The organism is Mesorhizobium sp. C277A, assembly GCF_040324395.1.
In the GTDB taxonomy this organism is placed as follows: domain Bacteria; phylum Pseudomonadota; class Alphaproteobacteria; order Rhizobiales; family Rhizobiaceae; genus Mesorhizobium.
In genome coordinates, this window is the sequence record NZ_JAMYVW010000002.1 from 1899081 (window position 1) to 1919658 (window position 20578).

The window sequence follows — 20578 nt, forward strand, 5'->3', positions numbered from 1 at the left end:
GGGAGATGGTTCCGACGCCGCCCTACTGTTGGACGGCGTAGCAGGCGATTTTCTTTTTCTTCAGGGCATTGCAGGCATTCCAGGCCGCGTCCTTCGAGCGGAAGCCGCCGAACCGGGCGCGGTAATAGGTCTCGCCATCTTTCTCGAAGGCGACGGTGAAACCGGAAGCAGCCCCAAGAACTTTGGGCGCCTGCTTGGCGGTCTTGTCCAGGAAAGCCTGGGCTTCGGACTGTTTGGGCGACGACGCCACCTGCACCGCCCAACCAGCCGGCACCGAGGCCGTGTTGACCGGGTCGACCGCCTGAGGGGATGCAGGCGTGGGTTCGGCGTAGGCAGCCACAATCTGCGCCGTTTCGACCTTCGGCGCCGTCACGATGACGGTCTTGACCTTCCTGGTCTTGACGAGGGGGGCGGGATCTTCGACCGCGGCCACCGTCTGTTCGTCGGCAGACTGCCCTTCAGCAGACTGCTCGTCAGCGGATGTCGGATCGTCATTGGACGCTACGGCATCGTCTTCAACCATCGGCTTGTCATCCGGCGTCGGCGCGTCATGCTTGGGCAGGAAGACCTTGGCCAGCGCCTTGACCGGATTGTCGCCGCCGGCCTTGGCGACCAGTGCGCCGCCGCCGCGGGTCGATGCGCGCGGCATGTAGGCGTTGATCAGGCCGGCCATCTGGTTGTCGCGGCTGCGCCCCGAAGTGCCGCCCATGACGACGGCGACGAGGCGGCGGTTGCCATCCGAAACCGACGAGACCAGGTTGAAGCCGGAGGCGCGGGTATAGCCGGTCTTGATGCCGTCGACGCCCTTGATGCGGCCGAGCAGGCGGTTGTGGCCATTGATGCGCTGGCGGCCGTAAAGGAAGGATCGCTGCGAGAAATAGCCGTAATACTGCGGATAATGTTCCCTGAGCGCTATGCCGAGCATCGCCATGTCGTGGGCGGTTGTGAACTGGCCGGGATCGGGCAGGCCGTTGGCATTGCGAAACACTGTGCCGTCCATGCCGAGCGCGCGCGCCTTGGCGGTCATCATGCGGGCGAAATTGCTTTCGCTGCCGCCGAGCAGTTCGCCGAGCGCGGTCGCCGAATCATTGGCCGACTTGGTCACCATCGACAGGATGGCGGTGTCGACCGAAACCGCTCCGCCCGCCTTGACGCCGAGCTTGGTCGGCGGTTCGGCCGCCGCTTTGGCCGAGAACGGCACCGGCGTGTTCCTGCTGATCCGGCCCTTCGCCATGGCCTCGAAGGTCAGATAGAGCGTCATCATCTTGGTCAGCGACGCCGGGTAGCGCCGGCCGTTGGCATCGGACGAATAAAGCACCTTGCCGGTCTTGGCGTCGACGACGATCGCCGAAGACCTGGCGGCCATCGAGGACGCGGCATCCGCAACGACAAATGACATCGCCAAAGCGAGGATCATGATCGTTTTGAGGGAAGATGCGGATTTTGAACCGAAGACCGACAACGCCTGACGCACTGATAGTTCCTTTGAAACTCATTGCCATGGAGGCGGCAAAGGGATCCGACCTCACTTGTCGTCAAACTATCGCGGCCAGCGTTACCAATCCGTTTATGGTAACCGGCGCGTTCACCATTTTCCTCGGGCTTGAGCCTTTCTTTATTCGAATTTTAGCTGTTGCCGGCGCAGCGCGGCCTGATGCCGCTGTAATCTTGACTTTTGTGCAGCGCACAATATATTCTCGTGCATTGCACAATTGCGCTCAGGCAAGGGCGCTTCAAAACGCCAAGGGAAACGTCAAATGACCCAGACCTACGAGGACTTCTCGAAATACGGCAAGGAGTTTGCCGATACCGGATTGAAGAGCTTCACCTCGCTCTCCAAGGGCGCGCAGGCGATCGCCACCGAAGCTGGCGAATACACCAAGAAGAGCTTCGAAGCCGGTAGCGCCGCGGTCGAAAAGCTGTTCTCCGCCAAGTCGCTGGAAAAGGCGGTCGAGATCCAGTCCGACTTCGCCAAGCAGAGCTATGAGAGCTTCGTTGCCGAGGCGACCAAGTTCGGCGATCTCTATGCCGATCTCGCCAAGGAGGCTTACAAGCCCTTCGAATCGATTGTCGCCAAGGCGAAGTAATTTCGCTCGAGAATACCAGGCACGGCCTTTCGGGCTTGCAAAACAGACCCGGTCGCGGATGCGCGGCCGGGTTTTTTCATGCCGGTTCAATTCCGGGGCTTTGGCGGTTCACGATTTTGAAAATCGCCTCGGTTTCCCCACCTAGCCATATTGTCAGCTAACAAGAAGGGCTTAAAATCGTCCATCGAACACCTACATATCGAACTCGCATGGGGATTCGAAAGAGGCAGGACTACGTGACTTCAGGTTTGACTGCCACGACAAGCGTGGTGCGGATGCAAAGTGACGGCGACGGCAATGAGGCCGGTCGCGGCACAGCCGTCATTACGCGCACGAAGACCAAGACCAAGAAGCCCAGCCTTTACAGGGTCCTCATCCTCAACGACGACTACACGCCCATGGAGTTCGTGGTTCACGTCCTGGAGCGTTTTTTTCAAAAGGACCGCGAAGCCGCCACACGCATCATGCTTCATGTTCACAATCATGGGGTGGGAGAGTGCGGGGTCTATACATTCGAGGTGGCCGAGACCAAAGTGTCTCAGGTCATGGATTTCGCCCGACAGAATCAGCATCCGCTGCAATGCGTGATGGAGAAGAAGTGAGGTAACATGCCGGCTTTCTCCCAAGGCCTGGAAAAGGCGCTTCACCAGGCGCTGACGCTCGCCAATGAGCGGCACCATGAATATGCAACCCTAGAACATCTGCTGCTCGCCCTCATCGACGACACTGAGGCGGCCGCCGTTATGCGCGCCTGCAACGTCGATCTCGACGAGCTGAAGCACACCGTTCTGACCTATATCGACACCGAACTCGACAATCTGGTCACCGGTTACGATGAGGATTCCAAGCCGACCGCCGGCTTCCAGCGCGTCATCCAGCGCGCCGTGATCCATGTGCAGTCATCCGGCCGCGAGGAAGTGTCCGGCGCCAACGTGCTCGTCGCCATCTTTGCCGAGCGCGAGAGCCATGCCGCTTATTTCCTGCAGGAACAGCAGATGACCCGCTACGACGCGGTCAACTACATCTCGCACGGCATCGCCAAGCGCCCCGGCGCATCGGAGACGCGCTCGCCGCGCGGCGCCGATGACGAGCAGGGCGGCCAGAACGGCGCCGAGCCGCAGGAGGAAGGCGGCAAGAAGAAGCAGCAGCAGGATGCGCTGACGGCTTATTGCGTCAACCTCAACAACAAGGCCAAGGCCGGCAAGATCGATCCGCTGATCGGCCGCGAGAGCGAAATCAACCGCACCATCCAGGTGCTGTGCCGCCGCTCCAAGAACAACCCGCTCTATGTCGGCGATCCCGGCGTCGGCAAGACGGCGATTGCCGAAGGCCTGGCCAAGCGCATCGTCGAGGGCGATGTGCCCGAAGTGCTGCAGGACGCCACCATCTTCGCGCTCGACATGGGCACGCTGTTGGCCGGCACGCGCTATCGCGGCGATTTCGAAGAGCGGCTGAAGCAGGTCGTCAAGGAGCTCGAGGATTATCCGGGCGCCGTGCTGTTCATCGACGAGATCCACACCGTGATCGGGGCCGGCGCCACGTCAGGCGGCGCGATGGATGCGTCGAACCTGTTGAAGCCGGCGCTGTCTTCGGGAGCCATCCGCTGCATCGGCTCGACCACTTACAAGGAGTTCCGCCAGTTCTTCGAGAAGGACCGCGCTCTGGTGCGGCGCTTCCAGAAGATCGACGTCAACGAGCCGACCATCGAGGACGCCATCGAGATCATGAAGGGCCTCAAGCCCTATTATGAGGAATTCCACAAGGTGAAGTTCACCAACGAGGCGATCAAGGCTTCGGTGGAACTGTCGGCCCGCTACATCAACGACCGCAAGCTGCCGGACAAGGCGATCGACGTGATCGACGAGACCGGCGCCTCGCAGATGCTGGTGCCGGAAGCCAAGCGCAAGAAGACGATCGGCATCAAGGAGATCGAAGCCACGATCGCCACGATGGCCCGCATCCCGCCGAAGACGGTTTCGGCAGACGACGAGAAGGTGCTGCAAGGCCTCGACATCGAGCTGAAGCGCGTCGTCTATGGCCAGGACACCGCCATCACCGCGCTGACCTCGGCGATCAAGCTGGCGCGTGCCGGCCTGCGCGAACCGGAAAAGCCGATCGGCTCCTACCTGTTCTCAGGCCCGACCGGCGTCGGCAAGACCGAAGTCGCCAAGCAGTTGGCTGCCTCGCTCGGCGTCGAGCTGATCCGCTTCGACATGTCGGAATATATGGAACGCCACACCGTCTCGCGGTTGATCGGCGCGCCTCCCGGCTATGTCGGCTTCGACCAGGGCGGTCTGCTTACCGACGGGGTCGACCAGCATCCGCACTGCGTGCTCTTGCTGGATGAAGTCGAGAAGGCGCATCCGGACCTGTTCAACATCCTGTTGCAGGTCATGGACCACGGCAAGCTGACCGACCACAACGGCAAGCAGATCGACTTCCGCAACGTCATCCTGATCATGACCACCAATGCGGGCGCATCGGATGCGCAGCGCGCGGCGATCGGTTTCGGATCGACCAAGCGCGAAGGCGACGATGTCGAGGCCATCAACCGGTTGTTCACGCCGGAGTTCCGCAACCGTCTCGATGCGATCATCCCGTTCGGCTCTCTGCCGGTCCCGGTCATCCACCAGGTGGTGCAGAAGTTCGTCATGCAGCTCGAGGCCCAGCTCTCCGAGCGGGGCGTCACCTTCGACCTGTCGTCCGACGCGATCGCCTGGCTGGCCGACAAGGGCTATGATGAGCGCATGGGTGCGCGGCCGCTCGGCCGGGTCATCCAGGAGCACATCAAGAAGCCGTTGGCCGACGAGGTGCTGTTCGGCAAGCTCAAGAAGGGCGGCACGGTGCGCGTCACCGTCGAGAAGAAGGAAACCGGCGAAACCGGCCTGAAGCTCGAATCACTGGCCGACGAAGCCCCGGTGCAGCCGAAGCAGGAGCCGGAAGAGACGCCGAAAGCCCGCAAGGCGGTGGCCAAGAAGCCCGTCGCCAAGAAGGCGGTGGCGCAGAAGCCTCAGCCCAAGGGCAAGGACGAGCCTGAGCCCAAGGGCAAGGATGGCGGCAAGCGCAGCCTGGTGCCGCAACTGCCGCGCAAGAGCTGAAAGGTTCGCCTATGAAGGGCCCGGTGACGGGCCCTTTTTTCATTGGCTGGCCGGTTTGCCGACACAGCGCCCCTGCTTTTCAGGGCAGATGTTGTTAGGTCAGGCGGCGACGCCCTCGGGTGCAAACTTGCCCAGGAAGTACCCGCACGCCTTCCAGATGGCGATCGAAATCAGAACGCTCGCATAGCCATCCACGGCATAATGCCAGCCAAGGACGACCGAGCCGACCATGATGATTGCGGCGAATGCCCACATCAAAAGGCCGGCCAACCGTGAGCGGCGTGTTGCATAAAGCGCGAAAAGCACCGCCATCGCTACATGCATGGACGGGAAGGCGGATATGCCGAGACTGCCTGGCGTCGCCCCGATATAGCCGCTCCACACAATGTCCTGCGTGCTGAGCGCCCAGATCGGATAGATGCGATCGGCGGCGGCGAGTGCTTGCATCAGGGAATGATAGTCGCTGCCCAGCCCCAGTCGCTCGTAAAAGCACGGCCCTGCCGAAGACAGGCCCATCGCCAGGAAAAAACCCGCCAGTATCCACACGAGCATGAAGCTCATCAGGAACTGGTGACGCAGCTTCGTGTCCGTGCGCGTGATGCAAGCGATGAAGACCGAGGCGATAAGGACGACGAACCAGGAATTGTAAGCCAGGTTGAACGATCTTACGGCGAGCGGCGACTGGACGATAGACCACAGCCATTCATGGGGCGCTCGGCCGAAATGCAGCACCCGGTCGGCCTGAGCCAATGCGTGATCCCATGCGAATGGCGAAAGGATCGCGACCGCGCCTTTCAACACACCGAAAGCGGATATGAGCGCAATGCACGCGGCCAGACCATTCAGGCTGTTGGCGTTGCGCTCGGCGTCGCCGAAGACGCCGCCGATCGATCGCAGAAAAGTGCCGAGCGGCTCAGGATCCCGCTTGATGAGTGCAAGGTGAAAAAAGCTGCCGAGTGCGAAGGCGCAGCCACCGATCCAGAAAGCGAAAAGAAGGTATTGGGAATAGTCTTCCAGCACGCCGAAATCCGGCATGTTTCCGGTGCGCAGGCCGACCGCGGCTGCCAAAAGCAGGGCAGCGATGGCCATCGCGTGCAGCAGGCGGTGTCGCCGGTACGCGTCCGCCAAGGTGCGCAGAAAGGCCCGCCCGGCAGCTGCTTTTACCAACGGCTCTGATGTCGCAACCGAATGTTCCACGATTTTGAAAACCCAAACGCATCCCGGTACGGAGCACGTTATCACGGCGTGGTTTGATATTTTCCTAACCGACGTGGTGGATTGTGGCTGAGCGCATCGCCCTGAGGCGCGCGCCACCTCAACCGTTCAGCGCTGCTCGGATCTTCGCCGCGTTCTCCGTCAGCACTTCGGGCTTCTCCATCTGCCCCGTATGCGGCTTGAGCGCGATGCCTTCGAACCGCGGGATGACATGGACATGTAGGTGGTAGACGGTCTGGCCGGACGCCGGTTCGTTGAACTGCAGGATGGTGACCCCGTCAGCGCCGAAAGCCTTTTTGACCGCCAGCGCGACCGTTTGGACCGTGGTGAACAGCCGGCCGAGCGTCGCGGGATCGGCATCGAGCAGATTGCGCGACGGTGCTTTGGGCACCACCAGCGTGTGACCGGGGCCTTGCGGCATCACATCCATGAAGGCGACCACGGCATCATCCTCGTAGATGCGGTGCGAGGGGATTTCGCCGCGCAGGATCTTTGCGAAGATATTGCTGGGGTCGTAGGCCTCGGTCATGGCGGCGCTCCGGGAGTATGCTCCCGGTGTAGCGAAGCTGTCCTGGACCGGCAAGATGGTCAGGTAAGATGGTCAGGCGAGGGCAGGCGCGGATCGCTATTCCTCAAGATCCTTGCGGAACGGCGTATGCTCTTCCAGAATTTCGCCCATCCGCTCGACCTCGCGCCGCTCACGCCGGAGATAATCGGCCACAGCATTGCGCAGGCCGGGATGTGCGATGTAGTGCGCCGAATGCATGGTCACGGGACGATAGCCGCGCGCCAGTTTGTGCTCACCCTGCGCGCCGGCCTCGATCACCTTCAGCTTGCGCTCGATGGCGAAATCGATGGCCTGATGGTAGCAGACTTCGAAATGCAGGAACGGGTGGTCCTCGATGCAGCCCCAATTGCGGCCGTAGAGCGCATCGGAGCCGATGAAGTTGATGGCGCCGGCGACATAGCGGCCATTGCGCTTGGCCATGACCAACAGGATGTCCTGGGACATGCGCTCCCCGATCAGCGAGAAGAACTTGCGGTTGAGATAGGGCCGGCCCCATTTGCGGCTGCCGGTATCCATGTAGAAGGCGAAGAAATCGTCCCAGGCCTTTTCGGACAGGTCCTTGCCGGTGAGCCGGTCGATCGAGATATCGTTGGCGAGCGCCTCGCGCCGCTCCTTCTTCATCGCCTTGCGCTTGCGCGATGCCAGCGTGGCGAGGAAATCGTCATAGGTCGAAAAGCCTTCGTTGAAGAAGTGGAACTGCTGGTCGGTGCGGTGCAGGAAGCCGGCTGCTTCCAGCGTTGCAACGTCGCTTTCACTGGCGAAGGTGACATGCGCGGACGACACGCCGAGCTTTTCCGTCACCGCCTTCAGGCCCGCTGCGAGACCGGCCTTCACAATGGCGCTGTCCTCGCCCTTGCTGACCAGCAGGCGAGGGCCGGTGACCGGAGAGAACGGCACGGCGCATTGCAGTTTCGGATAGTAGTTGCCGCCGGCGCGTTCGAACGCATCGGACCAGCCGTGGTCGAAGACATATTCGCCCTGGCTGTGCGATTTGAGATAGCAGGGCACGGCGCCCAGCAATCTGCCTTGGGCATTTTCCAGTCTGAGATGATGACCTTGCCAGCCGGTACGCCGCACGGCGCAGCCGGAATCTTCAAGCGCGCTCAGAAAAGCATATGAAACGAGAGGGTTATAGCCATTTTCTGTGTCGCTGCGGGTTGTGCCGGTAAAGCCGTTCCACTCGTCGCAGGTGAAGGCATTGATGCCGGCGGCGACGCGGATGGAAAACTCCGCATTCGCCGTTTGCCCGTCGCCTTCATCACCCTGATCCATGGGGCTTATTTAAGCTCTGTCGGGGCCGCTACAAGTCACGTTTCAGGCACTTCCATCAGGCGACATTGACCAGATCGGGTTCGAACCCTTCGAACGTCATCTGGTCGGCGTATTTGAAAGTGAGATCCACCGCCGGCTGGTCATGCACAGTCCAGGTGATGACAGGCATTTTAAGCCTTTCGCGCACGAAGCTGACGAACGGGTTCGGCAGATCGCCCGCGGCATAGGAGGTGAAGGCGAGGTCATGCGCCAGCATGGCGAAATGCGCCTCGATCAACTGGTTGTCCTTGCCATAGGCAGTGAGCCCGCCCGGAATTCCTGGCGCATCCCTGGGGAAATCGCGGACCAGCCAGTGGTCGAACGACATGATCGCCGCCTTGCCCTTGTAGCGCTCCAGCATCTTGCCGACGCTTGCCACCAAGCCCTCGTCGTAACCGGGCACACCCTTCAGTTCGACAACCATCGGCACACGGCCGTCGACCAAGTCGAGCGCTTCTTGCAGTGTCGGCACATGGTCCTTGGTGCCGCCGATCCTGAGCGCCGCCAGTTCCGCTGCCGTGCGCTGCCAGACGAAGCCGTCCTGGCCGGTCAACCGCCTGAGATCGCCGTCATGAATGATGACGGGGACGCGGTCGGACGACAAATGCACGTCGCATTCGATCGCATAGCCGCGCTCGGCGGCAGCAGCGAAGGCCGACAGCGTGTTTTCCCAGCGCGTCTTGTTCATGTCGTGAAAGCCGCGATGCGCCACCGGGCGGGCGGTCAGCCAGGAAAGGTCGGTCATTGTCTTGGTCCTGCTCATGCGACCTCGAAGACGGCTTCGATTTCCACTGCGGCATTAAGCGGCAGACAGGCGGTGCCGACGGCGGAGCGGGCATGCTTGCCGCGCTCGCCAAGGGCTGCGACCAGGAAATCGGAGGCGCCGTTGGCGACCAGATGCTGCTCGACGAAATCCGGCACTGATGCAACAAAGACGGTGATCTTGACCAGCCGCTGGATTTTTTCGAGATCGCCAAGTGCTGCTTTTGCCTGGGCCAAGACATTGATTGCGCAGTACTTTGCGCCTTCCTTGCCGGTTGCGGTATCGACGTCGCGGCCGAGCAGGCCGCTTGCCTGCAGCTTGCCGTCCTTGAGCGGCAACTGCCCGGCGGTGAACAAAAGATTGCCGGACCTGCAATAGGGCACATAGTTCGCGGCGGGCGCTGCGGCGGCAGGTATCGTCACGCCGAGATCGCTTAGCCGCTTTTCGATTGTTTCACTCATCGTATTTCCCTATTGCTTGGAGACGCCGCGCTGGCCGGGCCGAAATTGCTATTTTTGCCTCGCTTCCGCCACGACTTTTTTTAAGCTGGACCATCTTTACCTGCGGCCTGCCATCAGCTGCGACGATCGGAGCCCCTTATGCGCGCAACGCGCCTTGCCTTCCACGCCGTTCTCGTTCCGGTGCTGTTCTCGATGGCTCCAGCCTTTGCCGTGCCGGCGCTGCAGGCGCATCGCGCCGTCTACGATCTTACCCTCGACAAGGCGTCGGACCGCTCGGGCATCACCGGCATTTCCGGCCGCATGGTCTATGAGTTCAACGGCTCGCCCTGCGAGGGCTATACGGTAAAATTCCGTTTCGTCACCCAGATCGCCACCGGCGACAACACCAGGCTGACCGACCAGCAGACGACCACGTTCGAGGACGCCGAAGGCAAGACCTTCTCGTTCGTGACCAAATCCTTCGTCGACCAGAACCTAGACAAGGAGGTCAAGGGCACCGCCACGAAAGAGACCAAGGGCCTCAAGGTCGACATCGACAAGCCCGAGAAGAGCAGCCTGGAACTCGCCGCCACCCAGTTCCCGACCCAGCATCTGGTCGAACTGATCGGCAAGGCCGAGAAGGGCGAGAATTTCTACGAAACCAGCCTGTTCGACGGTTCGGAGGATGCCAACAAGGTGATGACCACCACCGTCATCGTCGGCAAGAAGGCCGAGGGCGACAAGGCCGACCCCGAAGCGCCGGCGCTGGCCAAGCTTGCCGGCGACAAATACTGGCCGGTCGACATCGCCTATTTCGACGAGACCGACAAATCGGGCGAAGAGGTGCCGGAATACCGCATCAGCTTCAAGCTGCACGAGAACGGCATCACCCGCGACCTCACAATGGACTATGGTGAGTTCTCGATGACCGGAAAGCTGGTCAACCTGTCGCTGTTCGATCAGACCAAGCCTTGCCCGGTCTCGAAATAGCAACAATGCGGCGCTGGCCACGGCAGGCTTGATGGCAGTTCCCGATGGCGGTCTATGTCGATGCGGCGATCTGGAAATGGGCCGGCCATCGCTGGTGCCACCTGATGGCCGACGATACGGACGAACTGCATCGTTTCGCCGCCGAACTTGGCGTCAAGCGTTCGTCCTACCAGGGGCCGCCCAGGACATCGGCGCCGCACTATGACATAACCGGCTTCGAGCGCGACCGCGCGGTGCGGCTCGGCGCCATCGAATGCAGCCGCGAGGAGATCGTTGCGATCTTCAGGCGCGTACGGGTACCCAACGGAAAGGGCCGATCGTGACGCTAATGGCATTCCTGGCTTATTGCCTTGCCATCACACTTGCCGCCGCCACGCCGGGACGACCGGCGATGTTCACGGTGATCACCAACGGCGTGGCACGCGGCTTCCTGCGTGCGTTCGTCGCCGGAATGGGCATTGCCGCCGGTGATGCCGTGCTGGTCACCTTGGCACTGCTCGGGCTGGTGGCGCTGGCCCAGACCTCGAATGGGTGTTTCTCCTGTTGAAATACGCCGGTGCGGCCTACCTGATTTTCCTCGGCATCGAGATGTGGCGGGCCGCGGCCGCGCAATCGGCCGCGCAAGGAATCCCCCAAACCGGATTGTCGCGTTCCTGCTTGGCGCCTCCGTGGCGCTCGGCAACCCGAAGGCGATCCTGTTCCACGCCTCGATCATGCCGCTGATCCTCAACCTCGACACCATGACGTTTGCCGACGGCCTGCTGGTGGTGGCAGTCGTCGTCGGCGCCAATATTCTCACCATGGGCATCTACGCCGCGCTGGCGGGGAGGGCATCCGGCTGGTTCAGGACGCCCGAACGCATGCGGCTGATTAACCGGTTCGCCGGCAGCGCCATGATCGGCACCGGAGCGCTGATTGCCGCACGCTGAGCGATGAAGCACCTCACCGCTTGCGTTTGCAGCGCTTCCCCTCTATATGCGCCCTCATTCCACACACGGACTTTGGTGTCTGCCCGGGAGAAATCCGGCTGAAACCTCCGGTGGCGTTCGAGGACAAAGTCCAAAAATGCCTGTGTCCGTGGAGGCTAACCGGAAAAGGAACTAAGAATGGCACTGCCTGATTTCAGCATGCGCCAGCTTTTGGAAGCTGGCATTCACTTCGGCCACCAGACCCACCGCTGGAACCCGAAGATGGCGCCTTACATCTACGGCGCCCGCAACAACATCCACATCATCGACCTGTCGCAGACGGTGCCTTTGCTGCACCAGGCTCTGAAGCAGGTTTCCGACACCGTTGCCAAGGGCGGTCGCGTGCTGTTCGTCGGTACCAAGCGCCAGGCTTCGGATATCGTCGCTGACGCGGCGCAGCGTTCGGCCCAGTATTATGTCAATTCGCGTTGGCTCGGCGGCATGCTGACCAACTGGAAGACGATCTCGAATTCGATCCAGCGCCTGCGCAAGCTCGACGAGATGCTGGCCGGTGAGGCCCAGGGCCTGACCAAGAAGGAACGCCTGAACCTCGACCGCGAGCGCGAGAAGCTCGACAAGGCGCTCGGCGGTATCAAGGACATGGGCTCGACCCCCGACCTGATGTTCGTCATCGACACCAACAAGGAAGCGATCGCCATTCTCGAGGCCAAGCGCCTCGGCATTCCGGTCGTTGCCATCATCGATTCGAACTGCGATCCGGACAAGATCGACTTCCCGATCCCCGGTAATGACGACGCGGCGCGCGCCATCCAGCTCTATTGCGACCTGATCGCCAAGGCTGCCATCGACGGCATCGCCCGCCAGCAGGGCGCGCTCGGCGTCGACATCGGCGCCTCGGTCGAAGCTCCGGTCGAACCGGCGCTTGATCCGGCTCCGGCCCCGGCTGCGGACGCTCCGGAAGCTTGACAATCGAAGGCCGGTTGCGGCCTTCATCATTCTCACATTTGGCACGCTAGACGGACGCATCACCGATTACCGGTGGTGCGTCGGTGCATTTAAAACAAAGAGGCGACAATGAGCATTTCGGCTGCACAGGTCAAAGAACTCCGCGACTTGACCGGCGCGGGCATGATGGACTGCAAGGCGGCGTTGACGGAGACCAACGGCAACATCGAAGAGGCCGTCGACTGGCTGCGCAAGAAGGGCATTTCCAAGGCCGACAAGAAGGCTGGCCGTACTGCCGCCGAAGGCCTGATCGGCGTCGACTCCGGCGTCCGCGAGGCCGCCATCGTCGAGGTTAACTCCGAGACCGATTTCGTGGCCCGCAACGAGCAGTTCCAGGAGATCGTTCGCAATGTCGCCAAGGTCGCGCTTGCTTATGGCACGACGGAGGCTGTCTCTGCCGCAAAGTATCCGGGTTCGGACAAATCGGTCACTGACACCATCAAGGACGCCGTTGGCACCATTGGCGAAAACATGAGCTTCCGCCGTTCGGCCAAGCTCACCGTCCCGCACGGTGCTGTCGCAACCTACGTCCACAATGCGGTTGCCGATGGTCTTGGCAAGCTCGGCGTTCTGGTCGCGATCGAGACCACGGGCAATGAGCATGCCGCGAACGCCTTTGGCCGCCAGGTCGCCATGCATGTCGCCGCCACCAACCCGCTGGCGTTGACCGCCGAGCAGATCGATCCGGCAGCGGTCGAGCGCGAGAAGGCGATCTTCGCCGACCAGGCGCGCCAGTCCGGCAAGCCGGAAGCGATCATCGAAAAGATGGTCGAAGGCCGCCTGCGCAAGTTCTACGAGGAAGTCGTGCTCCTCAAGCAGGCCTTCGTGCTCAATCCCGACATCACTGTCGAGCAGGCGCTGAAGGATGCCGAGAAGGACATCGGCGCTCCGGCCAAGATCTCCGCCTATCTGCGCTTTGCGCTGGGCGAAGGCATCGAAAAGGAAGAGACCGATTTCGCGGCGGAAGTCGCCGCGGCGGTGAAGAAGTAGTTTTAAAAATAGCCCCGAAAAGGGCTTCTCAGCTCAGGCAACTCGGCCGGGTGTCCGCAAGGATGCTCGGCCGATTTCTTGTGCGGTGTCGATGAAGGCCCTGAGCTTTGGCGCCGTCGACGCCCTGCGCGGGAAGTAAAGGAAGAGGCCGGGCTCCTCGATCGCCGTTTGCGGCAGGATCTGAACGAGGCGGCCGGCGGCCAATTCCGCGCGCACCAGCGGCTCGAACACATAGGTCAGCCCGACGCCGGCAAGCGCAAGGTCGATCGCGGCCAGCGAATCGGTGACGATGACCGTACCCTTCGTCTCGGCCACGACATCCTTGCCGTCCTCGGTCAGGTCCCAGCGATAGAGTGCGCCGGAGCGCACAAGCCGGTAGCCGATGCAATTGTGGTCCGAAAGATCCGCCACACCGCGCGGACGGCCATGCCGGCCGACATAGGCGGGGGAGGCGACGATCACGGCGTTGAATGGCGGCGTCAGCCGAACCGTGACCATGTCCTGTGCGATCATCTCGCCCAGCCGGATGCCGGCATCGAAACCCTCGCCGACAATGTCCACCAGCCCCTGGTCGGTGAGCAATTCGATGGTCACATCAGGATAGCGTTCAGCCATCGCCGCGGCCACGGGAGTGACGGCAAGTGGAACGGCGATGTTGGGAACGTTCAACCTGAGCAAGCCGGAGGGCCGGCCCTTGATGGCTCGGATGCGGTCCATCCGGTCGGCGATATCCTGGAGGGCAGGGGCTGCCGTGTCCACCAGCGCCTTGCCGGCTTCCGTCAGCGAGACGCTGCGCGTGGTGCGCGCAAACAGCGGCTGGCCGATCCGCTCCTCCACGAGGCGCACCGCATGGCTGACGGCGGATGGGGACATGCCCAGTTCGGCCGCAGCAAGCGCAAAGCCGCCGCGTCGGGCAACGGCGACGATGACAGGCAAATGACTGAGCAGATCCCGGTCCATTCATGCATGATATCGCATAGTCCTTGCGAACACTTCAATCTTCTCGATGCCGACAGGCTGACCCATATTGCCATCGCCGATGCACAAAGGAGAAGAGAGATGGATGCCTTGAAACACGCTACCTTCGCCGCAGCCCTTGCTCTGGCGCCGGGTGATGCCGGCGGCGCCGAGCCGTCCGGTTGGCGCGCGCTCGCCGACGAACGCGCCGTCATCCGCATCGCCGATGCCATCGACCGTGCCGTCGATGCGCAGGACTGGAAGCTTGCCCGCTCCTATTTCGCCGACCGTGTCACCGTCGACTTCAGCAGCCTGTCAGGACAGCCTGCCGCCACCATCCCCTCCGACGATCTGATCGGTACCTGGGCCGGCAACCTCAGGGGCAGCAAGACCAGCCTGCATCTGCGCACCAATCACCAGGTGATCTTTGAGGCGGACGCGGCGACCGTCTCTTCGAACGGCTATGCCTGGAACCGGATGGAAGGCAATGGCGACCCGCTGTGGGAAGTCTGGGGCACCTACGAGCACCATCTGGTTCGCTCCGGGACCGGCTGGAAAGTCGACGGCTTCGTTTTCCGCGCCACGCATGAGCGCGGCAATCCCTGGGTCAAGATGACGCCTGGCCAGTGAGCCGGCGTCAAGAAATCAGGATAGGAAAAACACCATGACCATGAGCTATTACACACTGGGCAACAGCGGCCTGCGCGTCAGCCGGCTGGCACTGGGCACCATGACCTTTGGCACCGAATGGGGCTGGGGCGCGGACAGGGAAACCGCGCGCGCCATGGCCGACGCCTATGTCGAGGCCGGCGGCAATTTCTTTGACACCGCCGACCTCTACACCGGCGGCACAGCCGAAACCTGGCTCGGCGAATTCATCGCCGAGCGAGGCTTGCGCGACAGAGCGGTGATCGCCACGAAATTCACCTTCAACGCGGAGCCCGGCAATCCGAACGCCGGTGGCAATGGCCGCAAGAACATCTTGCGCGCCGTGGACGCCTCGCTGAAGCGGTTGGGCACTGACTATATCGACCTCTACCTCCTCCATGTCTGGGACGGGCTGACGCCGGCCGAGGAGGTCATGCGCACGATGGATGATCTCGTGCGCGCGGGCAAAATTCGCCATGTCGGCCTGTCCGATGTGCCGGCCTGGTATGCTGCCCGCGCGCAGACGATCGCCGAGTGGCGCGGCTACGAGCCGGTGTCGGCCCTGCAGCTTGAATATTCGCTGGCGGAGCGTTCGATCGAAAATGAGTTCGTGCCCTTCGGCACCCGCCATGGCGCAGGAATCATGGTGTGGAGCCCGCTGGCCAGCGGGCTGCTCAGCGGCAAGTACCGGCCGACGCAGGACGGCCATGCCGGCCGGCTCGACGGCTTTCGCAACACTACTCATCCGGGGTTCCAGAAGTTCACCGAGCGCAACTGGGCGATCGTGGCGGAACTCGAAAAAGTGGCCGCCGAACTCGGACACAGCATGGCGCAGGTCGCGCTCAACTGGGTGGCAACGCAACCGGGCATCGCCACCGTGATTCTTGGCGCCACCAAGCTGGCGCAGTTGCAGGACAATCTGGCGGCGCTGGATTTCACGTTACCCGCCGAGCTTCGCGCGCGGCTGGATACGGTCAGCAAGACACCGCCGCCATTCCCGTACGCCTATTTCGGTTCCGACATACAAGCCCGGGTTACCGGCGGCGCCGTGACCGGCGACAAGCCGTTGGGTTATGCGCCGCCGCTGCTGGTCGAGGGCGACGCCGTCAGCATCACCAGCAACTGACGGGCCGCGACGGGAAGGCGGAATTGGGCGAGGGGCGCCGCGTGACATCGCGGCGCCCTTCGTGTATCGGAACTCGGCATCGCGCCAGCGGCGGCGCCCGCGCGAGGGCGGCCTGCCCAGGCTGCCACACGCAACAATGACGAGGTCCAGATGACGGCAAAGCCCCTCTATCGACGTGTCCTGCTGAAAGCGTCGGGCGAAGCGTTGATGGGCGAGCAGCATTTCGGCATCGATGTCTCGGTGGTCGACCGAATCGCCGCCGACATCGCCGAAGCCCGCGCACTTGGCATCGAGGTCGGCGTCGTCATTGGCGGCGGCAATATCTTTCGCGGCGTGGCGGTGGCATCCAAGGGCGGCGACCGCGTCACCGGCGACCACATGGGCATGCTGGCCACCGTCATCAACTCGCTGGCGCTGCGCACCTCGCTGAACAAGATCGGCGTCGATGCCGTCGTGCTGTCGGCCATCGCCATGCCCGAACTTTGCGAGAGTTTTTCCCAGCGCCAGGCCACCGCCTATATGAACCAGGGCAAGGTCGTCATTTTCGCCGGCGGCACCGGCAATCCGTTCTTCACCACCGATTCGGCCGCGGCCTTGCGCGCCGCCGAGATCGGCGCCGACGCGTTGTTCAAGGGCACCCAGGTCGACGGCGTCTATTCGGCCGATCCCAAGAAGGATCCGAATGCGACCCGCTTCGAGCGCATCAGCCATGCCGAAGTCATCAACAAGGGCCTTTCGATCATGGATACCGCCGCAATTGCACTTGCGCGCGAAAACAACATCCCGATAATCGTCTATTCGATCCACGAAAAAGGTGGTTTCGGCGATATTCTGCGGGGCGGCGGCCGTTGCACGATCGTCGCCGACGAGTGACCCGGAGTATACTCTCCTAAAAAGGGGATCAGTTTTCGAAAGCGGGTCCGAATATAGGCCCTAAGCACTGAACCCGGATCAAACGGGTCGAGGAGACTAAGATGAGTGGTGAGTTCGACGACCTCAAGCGGCGCATGGATGGCGCGATCGCCGCCTTCAAGCACGATCTGGCTTCGCTGCGCACCGGCCGTGCCTCCAGCAATCTGCTCGACGCCATCCAGGTCCAGGCCTACGGCACCACCATGCCCATCAACCAGGTGGCGAACGTGTCGGTGCCGGAGCCGCGCATGATCTCGGTTTCGGTATGGGACAAGTCGATGGTCGGCGCGGTCGACCGTGCCATCAGAGAATCCAATCTCGGCTTCAATCCGATCGTCGACGGCACCAATCTCAGAATTCCGCTGCCCGAGCTCAACGAGCAGCGCCGCAAGGAACTGGTCAAGATTTCGCATGGCTACGCCGAGAACGCCCGCGTTGCGGTGCGCCATGTCCGTCGCGACGGCATGGACTTCTTGAAGAAGGCGGAAAAGGACGGCGACATCAGCGAGGACGATCAGCGCAAGCGCTCCGATCAGGTCCAGAAGCTGACCGACGAAACGATCAGCACCATCGATCACCTGCTTTCCGATAAGGAAGCTGAAATCATGCAGGTCTAGGGTCGGCCCACACCGGCCCGAAAGCGAGACAATGGCAACGCCCGCGCATGTCGCGATCATCATGGATGGAAACGGACGCTGGGCCAAAGCGCGCGGCATGCCGCGGCTTGCCGGCCATCGCGCCGGCGTCGAAGCGCTGCGCAAGACGGTGCGCGCCGCGCCCGGTCTCGGCATTTCCTTCCTGACCGTCTACGCCTTTTCGTCGGAAAACTGGTCGCGGCCCAAGGCCGAAGTGAGCGACCTGATGGGGCTTTTGAAGCTGTTCATCCGCCGCGATCTGGCCGAACTGCACCAGAACGGCGTGCGCGTCAGGATCATCGGTGACAGGGCGGGGCTGCAGCCGGACATCAGGGGCCTGCTCGAAGAGGCCGAATCGCTGACTGCGCGCAATGAATCGCTGACCTTGGTCATCGCCTTCAACTATGGCGGGCGCGACGAGATCGTGCGCACGGCACGCAAGCTCGCAGCCGCAGTGGTGCGCGGCGAGATCGACGCAGAGTCGATCACGGCAGACACTTTTGCCGGCGCCCTCGACACCGCAGGCATTCCCGATCCGGAGCTGGTCATCCGCACCAGTGGCGAGCTTCGGCTGTCGAACTTCCTTCTGTGGCAGGCAGCCTACAGCGAACTGGTTTTTCTGCCTTGCTACTGGCCTGACTTCAGCCGCGAACACCTGGCCGACGCATTGCGCGATTTTGCTGGCCGCGAGCGCCGTTTTGGCGGGCTTGCCGCTCAAGATGTCGCTGCCTCGTGATCGGCGGCGGGATGAACAATCTTCAGCTTCGCATCGTCTCGGCGCTGGTGCTGGCCGCAATAGCGCTTGGCCTGACCTGGTTGGGAGGGCTGTGGTTCCGCCTGCTTTGCGCCGGCATGGCGGCGGTCATCTTCTATGAATGGGCGCGCATGTCGCGCCCCTTGGCCGGTGCGACCCTCGGCTTCATTCCCGAAGCGCTGCTTCTGGTTTTCGTCGTCGCCCTGGTTGCAGGCGTGCCGGCATCGTGGCTTCTGTCTCTTGTCCTGGCCATGGTTGTGGTCGCTGCTGTCGGCGCCCGTATGCGTGGAGCGGCGCAATGGGATGCAGCCGGTCTTGCCTACGCGGCTTTGTCCGGCTTATCGCTGGCGCTGCTGCGCGGCGGCGACCATCCCGGCCTGGTCGCAATCCTGTTTCTGTTCGCCGTGGTCTGGGCGACCGACATCTTCGCCTATTTCGTCGGCCGCTCCGTCGGTGGGCCCAAGCTCGCGCCATCTATATCCCCCGGCAAGACGCAGAGCGGCGCGCTTGGCGGCGCTGTCGGCGGCGTGGCCGCCGGCGTGCTTCTGGCTGCCGCCGCCGGGGCCGGCAATCTTGGCGTCCTCGCCTTGGTTGCGCTGGTGCTGTCGATTGTTGCCCAGGCTGGCGATCTCTTCGAATCCTGGGTCAAGCGCCGCCACGGCCGCAAGGATTCAAGCGCGTTGATACCCGGGCATGGCGGTGTCATGGACAGGGTGGACGGGCTTGTCGCGGCGGCTTTTGCCCTATACGTGATCGGCTGGATTTCGGCGGGCGCCGATCATCCGGCGCAGGGGCTGTTTCCGGCTTGAGTGATATTTCACGGCGAAGAAATGGCGCACGCCACGGATTCGCCTGGATTGATGTCACAGTCGCGGCGACACCTTTATGCCGCAGGTGAATTTGAGGGCATGACTTGAACGAAATTCTTCACGCGTTTTTCAGCACGGAAGGCTTTGTCCTCGGCACGCTGGTGCCGTTTCTGTTCGTGCTGACCGTGGTCGTCTTCATTCACGAAATGGGACATTACCTCGTCGGCCGCTGGTGCGGCATTGGCGTGAAGGCCTTTTCGATCGGCTTCGGCCCCGAACTTCTCGGCTTCAACGACAGCCACGGCACGCGCTGGAAGCTCTGCGCCATACCGCTCGGCGGTTATGTCAAATTCGTCGGCGACATGAGCGCCACGTCGAGCCAGCCGAGTTCGGAAGATCTGGAAACGCTGACTGACGCTGAACGCAAGGTCGCCTTCCACACGCAACCCATCTGGAAACGCGCCGCCACGGTGGTGGCCGGCCCGCTGTTCAACTTCCTTTTGACCATTGCCGTCTTTGCCGTGCTGTTTTCCCTCTATGGCCGCCCTGTGTTTGAGCCGATGGTGGCGGCGGTCACCGCCGGCAGTCCAGCCGCAAGGGCCGGCATTTTGCCAGGCGACCGATTCGTCGCCGTCGACGGCAGCAAGGTTGAGACCTTCGCCGACGTCCAGCGCCTAGTTTCGGGCCGCGGCGGCGACGCCATCACCTTCACCATGTTGCGCGAGGGCAAGGAGGTCACGGTCGTCGCGACGCCGGAGCCGATGGAGCAGCTGGACGCACTGGGCAACAAGGTCAAGGTGGCCGTCATCGGCGTCGTCAACAACAAGGATGTCGGCCAGCCCAGGCTGATCACCTACAGCCCTGTCGGAGCAGTCGGCGCCGCGGTCGAGGAGACGGGGCACGTCATTCAGCGCACCGGCCAGTTCCTGCAGCGATTCGTTGTCGGCCGCGAAGACAAATGCCAGCTGGGCGGCCCGATCAAGATCGCCAAGATGTCGGGGCAGGCGGCAAAGCTGGGCTTCCTATGGCTGGTGCAACTCGTCGCCGGCCTGTCGGTCGGGATCGGAATTCTGAACCTTTTGCCGATTCCCCCCCTCGACGGCGGCCATCTCCTGTTCTACGCACTCGAAGCCGTTTTCCGGCGTCCGGTATCGGAGCGGATGATGGAAATGGGATACCGGGCCGGCCTCTTTCTGGTGCTGGGATTTATGGGCTTCGTCTTCTGGAACGATCTGTTTGGGTGCTGAAATCATGAAGAAATTTGGCTTCAGCACCGGCAATGTTGAGACGCCGTTTACCATGCACGGGAGTATGCGTGACGCGAAAGCCACGCATCAGGGT

Annotated in this window: 23 protein-coding genes and 1 pseudogene; 17 read left to right on the forward strand and 7 right to left on the reverse strand. The window is 62.3% G+C overall.

The window, feature by feature from the left end:
• Positions 1 to 22: 22 nt before the first annotated feature.
• A complete protein-coding gene (locus NKK52_RS09515; protein WP_502902990.1) occupies positions 23 to 1417 on the reverse strand; it encodes a D-alanyl-D-alanine carboxypeptidase in 1395 nt (464 codons plus the stop codon).
• Between the two features lie 68 nt (positions 1418 to 1485).
• Here NKK52_RS09515 and NKK52_RS09520 point away from each other — a divergent pair, with 68 nt between their 5' ends.
• The 4 genes from NKK52_RS09520 to clpA all read left to right on the forward strand — a co-directional run bounded on the left by NKK52_RS09520 (position 1486) and on the right by clpA (position 5185).
• Complete coding sequence (locus tag NKK52_RS09520) at positions 1486 to 1761, forward strand: hypothetical protein (protein ID WP_156931558.1); 276 nt, start codon at positions 1486 to 1488, stop codon at positions 1759 to 1761.
• Positions 1758 to 2087, forward strand: a complete 330-nt coding sequence (locus tag NKK52_RS09525) for a phasin family protein (protein WP_023671011.1) — start codon at positions 1758 to 1760, stop codon at positions 2085 to 2087. The genes NKK52_RS09520 and NKK52_RS09525 overlap by 4 nt, the downstream gene beginning before the upstream one ends.
• A gap of 275 nt (positions 2088 to 2362) precedes the next feature.
• Positions 2363 to 2689, forward strand: a complete 327-nt coding sequence (gene clpS / locus NKK52_RS09530; RefSeq protein WP_023671012.1) for an ATP-dependent Clp protease adapter ClpS — start codon at positions 2363 to 2365, stop codon at positions 2687 to 2689.
• Between the two features lie 6 nt (positions 2690 to 2695).
• The gene (gene clpA, locus NKK52_RS09535; RefSeq protein ID WP_023684681.1) at positions 2696 to 5185 is read left to right on the forward strand and encodes an ATP-dependent Clp protease ATP-binding subunit ClpA; all 2490 of its coding nucleotides are present in this window, start codon (positions 2696 to 2698) and stop codon (positions 5183 to 5185) included.
• A 99-nt stretch (positions 5186 to 5284) separates the two neighbouring features.
• Here the strand turns inward: clpA and NKK52_RS09540 are convergent, their stop codons facing one another.
• The 5 genes from NKK52_RS09540 to NKK52_RS09560 all read right to left on the reverse strand — a co-directional run bounded on the left by NKK52_RS09540 (position 5285) and on the right by NKK52_RS09560 (position 9503).
• Positions 5285 to 6427: a phosphatase PAP2 family protein gene (locus tag NKK52_RS09540; protein WP_245263131.1), complete on the reverse strand. Its 1143-nt coding sequence runs from the start codon at positions 6425 to 6427 to the stop codon at positions 5285 to 5287.
• Between the two features lie 73 nt (positions 6428 to 6500).
• Positions 6501 to 6929 (reverse strand): HIT family protein, encoded by a 429-nt coding sequence (locus NKK52_RS09545; protein ID WP_023684683.1) that lies wholly within the window; start codon positions 6927 to 6929, stop codon positions 6501 to 6503.
• 96 nt (positions 6930 to 7025) lie between these two features.
• The gene (locus tag NKK52_RS09550; protein WP_023684684.1) at positions 7026 to 8240 is read right to left on the reverse strand and encodes a GNAT family N-acetyltransferase; all 1215 of its coding nucleotides are present in this window, start codon (positions 8238 to 8240) and stop codon (positions 7026 to 7028) included.
• A 55-nt stretch (positions 8241 to 8295) separates the two neighbouring features.
• Positions 8296 to 9024 carry a glycerophosphodiester phosphodiesterase gene (locus tag NKK52_RS09555; RefSeq protein ID WP_023684685.1) on the reverse strand — a complete coding sequence of 243 codons (729 nt, stop codon included), beginning with the start codon at positions 9022 to 9024 and terminating at the stop codon, positions 8296 to 8298.
• Between the two features lie 14 nt (positions 9025 to 9038).
• Entirely contained in the window at positions 9039 to 9503 is a 465-nt protein-coding gene (locus NKK52_RS09560; RefSeq protein ID WP_023684686.1) for a RidA family protein, read from the reverse strand.
• A 138-nt stretch (positions 9504 to 9641) separates the two neighbouring features.
• Here NKK52_RS09560 and NKK52_RS09565 point away from each other — a divergent pair, with 138 nt between their 5' ends.
• The 6 genes and pseudogenes from NKK52_RS09565 to tsf all read left to right on the forward strand — a co-directional run bounded on the left by NKK52_RS09565 (position 9642) and on the right by tsf (position 13396).
• Positions 9642 to 10472, forward strand: coding sequence for a cell envelope integrity EipB family protein (locus tag NKK52_RS09565; RefSeq protein WP_023684687.1), 831 nt, complete (start codon positions 9642 to 9644; stop codon positions 10470 to 10472).
• A gap of 44 nt (positions 10473 to 10516) precedes the next feature.
• Entirely contained in the window at positions 10517 to 10795 is a 279-nt protein-coding gene (locus NKK52_RS09570) for a DUF4031 domain-containing protein (RefSeq protein WP_023671020.1), read from the forward strand.
• A 68-nt stretch (positions 10796 to 10863) separates the two neighbouring features.
• A pseudogene (locus tag NKK52_RS09575) lies at positions 10864 to 11195 on the forward strand (LysE family translocator).
• Positions 11141 to 11401 carry a LysE family translocator gene (locus tag NKK52_RS09580; protein ID WP_280938670.1) on the forward strand — a complete coding sequence of 87 codons (261 nt, stop codon included), beginning with the start codon at positions 11141 to 11143 and terminating at the stop codon, positions 11399 to 11401. The pseudogene NKK52_RS09575 and the gene NKK52_RS09580 overlap by 55 nt, the downstream one beginning before the upstream one ends.
• Before the next feature lie 177 nt (positions 11402 to 11578).
• On the forward strand, positions 11579 to 12367 hold the full coding sequence (gene rpsB / locus NKK52_RS09585) for a 30S ribosomal protein S2 (protein ID WP_023671022.1): 789 nt from the start codon (positions 11579 to 11581) through the stop codon (positions 12365 to 12367).
• Between the two features lie 108 nt (positions 12368 to 12475).
• Positions 12476 to 13396 (forward strand): translation elongation factor Ts, encoded by a 921-nt coding sequence (gene tsf / locus NKK52_RS09590; protein WP_023684688.1) that lies wholly within the window; start codon positions 12476 to 12478, stop codon positions 13394 to 13396.
• Between the two features lie 33 nt (positions 13397 to 13429).
• Here the strand turns inward: tsf and NKK52_RS09595 are convergent, their stop codons facing one another.
• Positions 13430 to 14356 carry a LysR family transcriptional regulator gene (locus tag NKK52_RS09595; RefSeq protein WP_023684689.1) on the reverse strand — a complete coding sequence of 309 codons (927 nt, stop codon included), beginning with the start codon at positions 14354 to 14356 and terminating at the stop codon, positions 13430 to 13432.
• Positions 14357 to 14455: 99 nt separating this feature from the next.
• Here NKK52_RS09595 and NKK52_RS09600 point away from each other — a divergent pair, with 99 nt between their 5' ends.
• The 7 genes from NKK52_RS09600 (at position 14456) to rseP (ending at position 20484) form a co-directional block, all read left to right on the forward strand.
• Positions 14456 to 14983: a nuclear transport factor 2 family protein gene (locus NKK52_RS09600; RefSeq protein ID WP_023684690.1), complete on the forward strand. Its 528-nt coding sequence runs from the start codon at positions 14456 to 14458 to the stop codon at positions 14981 to 14983.
• Positions 14984 to 15017: 34 nt separating this feature from the next.
• Complete coding sequence (locus NKK52_RS09605; protein ID WP_023684691.1) at positions 15018 to 16127, forward strand: aldo/keto reductase; 1110 nt, start codon at positions 15018 to 15020, stop codon at positions 16125 to 16127.
• A 150-nt stretch (positions 16128 to 16277) separates the two neighbouring features.
• Positions 16278 to 17000, forward strand: a complete 723-nt coding sequence (pyrH, locus tag NKK52_RS09610) for a UMP kinase (protein ID WP_023671026.1) — start codon at positions 16278 to 16280, stop codon at positions 16998 to 17000.
• Between the two features lie 101 nt (positions 17001 to 17101).
• Positions 17102 to 17656: a ribosome recycling factor gene (frr, locus tag NKK52_RS09615; protein WP_023671027.1), complete on the forward strand. Its 555-nt coding sequence runs from the start codon at positions 17102 to 17104 to the stop codon at positions 17654 to 17656.
• A 31-nt stretch (positions 17657 to 17687) separates the two neighbouring features.
• Positions 17688 to 18410 carry an isoprenyl transferase gene (locus NKK52_RS09620; protein ID WP_031204217.1) on the forward strand — a complete coding sequence of 241 codons (723 nt, stop codon included), beginning with the start codon at positions 17688 to 17690 and terminating at the stop codon, positions 18408 to 18410.
• A gap of 11 nt (positions 18411 to 18421) precedes the next feature.
• The gene (locus NKK52_RS09625; protein WP_023684692.1) at positions 18422 to 19237 is read left to right on the forward strand and encodes a phosphatidate cytidylyltransferase; all 816 of its coding nucleotides are present in this window, start codon (positions 18422 to 18424) and stop codon (positions 19235 to 19237) included.
• A gap of 104 nt (positions 19238 to 19341) precedes the next feature.
• A complete protein-coding gene (gene rseP, locus NKK52_RS09630) occupies positions 19342 to 20484 on the forward strand; it encodes an RIP metalloprotease RseP (RefSeq protein ID WP_023684693.1) in 1143 nt (380 codons plus the stop codon).
• Positions 20485 to 20578 lie beyond the last annotated feature (94 nt).

Excerpts from the sequence above, each read along its gene's own strand:
- NKK52_RS09515 (WP_502902990.1), bottom strand. The coding sequence starts at position 1,417 with ATGATCCTCGCTTTGGCGATGTCATTTGTCGTTGCGGATGCCGCGTCC.
- NKK52_RS09525 (WP_023671011.1), top strand. The coding sequence starts at position 1,758 with ATGACCCAGACCTACGAGGACTTCTCGAAATACGGCAAGGAGTTTGCC.
- clpS (WP_023671012.1), top strand. The coding sequence starts at position 2,363 with ATGCAAAGTGACGGCGACGGCAATGAGGCCGGTCGCGGCACAGCCGTC.
- clpA (WP_023684681.1), top strand. The coding sequence starts at position 2,696 with ATGCCGGCTTTCTCCCAAGGCCTGGAAAAGGCGCTTCACCAGGCGCTG.
- NKK52_RS09545 (WP_023684683.1), bottom strand. The coding sequence starts at position 6,929 with ATGACCGAGGCCTACGACCCCAGCAATATCTTCGCAAAGATCCTGCGC.
- NKK52_RS09550 (WP_023684684.1), bottom strand. The coding sequence starts at position 8,240 with ATGGATCAGGGTGATGAAGGCGACGGGCAAACGGCGAATGCGGAGTTT.
- NKK52_RS09555 (WP_023684685.1), bottom strand. The coding sequence starts at position 9,024 with ATGACCGACCTTTCCTGGCTGACCGCCCGCCCGGTGGCGCATCGCGGC.
- NKK52_RS09560 (WP_023684686.1), bottom strand. The coding sequence starts at position 9,503 with ATGAGTGAAACAATCGAAAAGCGGCTAAGCGATCTCGGCGTGACGATA.
- NKK52_RS09565 (WP_023684687.1), top strand. The coding sequence starts at position 9,642 with ATGCGCGCAACGCGCCTTGCCTTCCACGCCGTTCTCGTTCCGGTGCTG.
- NKK52_RS09570 (WP_023671020.1), top strand. The coding sequence starts at position 10,517 with ATGGCGGTCTATGTCGATGCGGCGATCTGGAAATGGGCCGGCCATCGC.
- rpsB (WP_023671022.1), top strand. The coding sequence starts at position 11,579 with ATGGCACTGCCTGATTTCAGCATGCGCCAGCTTTTGGAAGCTGGCATT.
- tsf (WP_023684688.1), top strand. The coding sequence starts at position 12,476 with ATGAGCATTTCGGCTGCACAGGTCAAAGAACTCCGCGACTTGACCGGC.
- NKK52_RS09595 (WP_023684689.1), bottom strand. The coding sequence starts at position 14,356 with ATGGACCGGGATCTGCTCAGTCATTTGCCTGTCATCGTCGCCGTTGCC.
- NKK52_RS09600 (WP_023684690.1), top strand. The coding sequence starts at position 14,456 with ATGGATGCCTTGAAACACGCTACCTTCGCCGCAGCCCTTGCTCTGGCG.
- NKK52_RS09605 (WP_023684691.1), top strand. The coding sequence starts at position 15,018 with ATGACCATGAGCTATTACACACTGGGCAACAGCGGCCTGCGCGTCAGC.
- pyrH (WP_023671026.1), top strand. The coding sequence starts at position 16,278 with ATGACGGCAAAGCCCCTCTATCGACGTGTCCTGCTGAAAGCGTCGGGC.
- frr (WP_023671027.1), top strand. The coding sequence starts at position 17,102 with ATGAGTGGTGAGTTCGACGACCTCAAGCGGCGCATGGATGGCGCGATC.
- NKK52_RS09620 (WP_031204217.1), top strand. The coding sequence starts at position 17,688 with ATGGCAACGCCCGCGCATGTCGCGATCATCATGGATGGAAACGGACGC.
- NKK52_RS09625 (WP_023684692.1), top strand. The coding sequence starts at position 18,422 with ATGAACAATCTTCAGCTTCGCATCGTCTCGGCGCTGGTGCTGGCCGCA.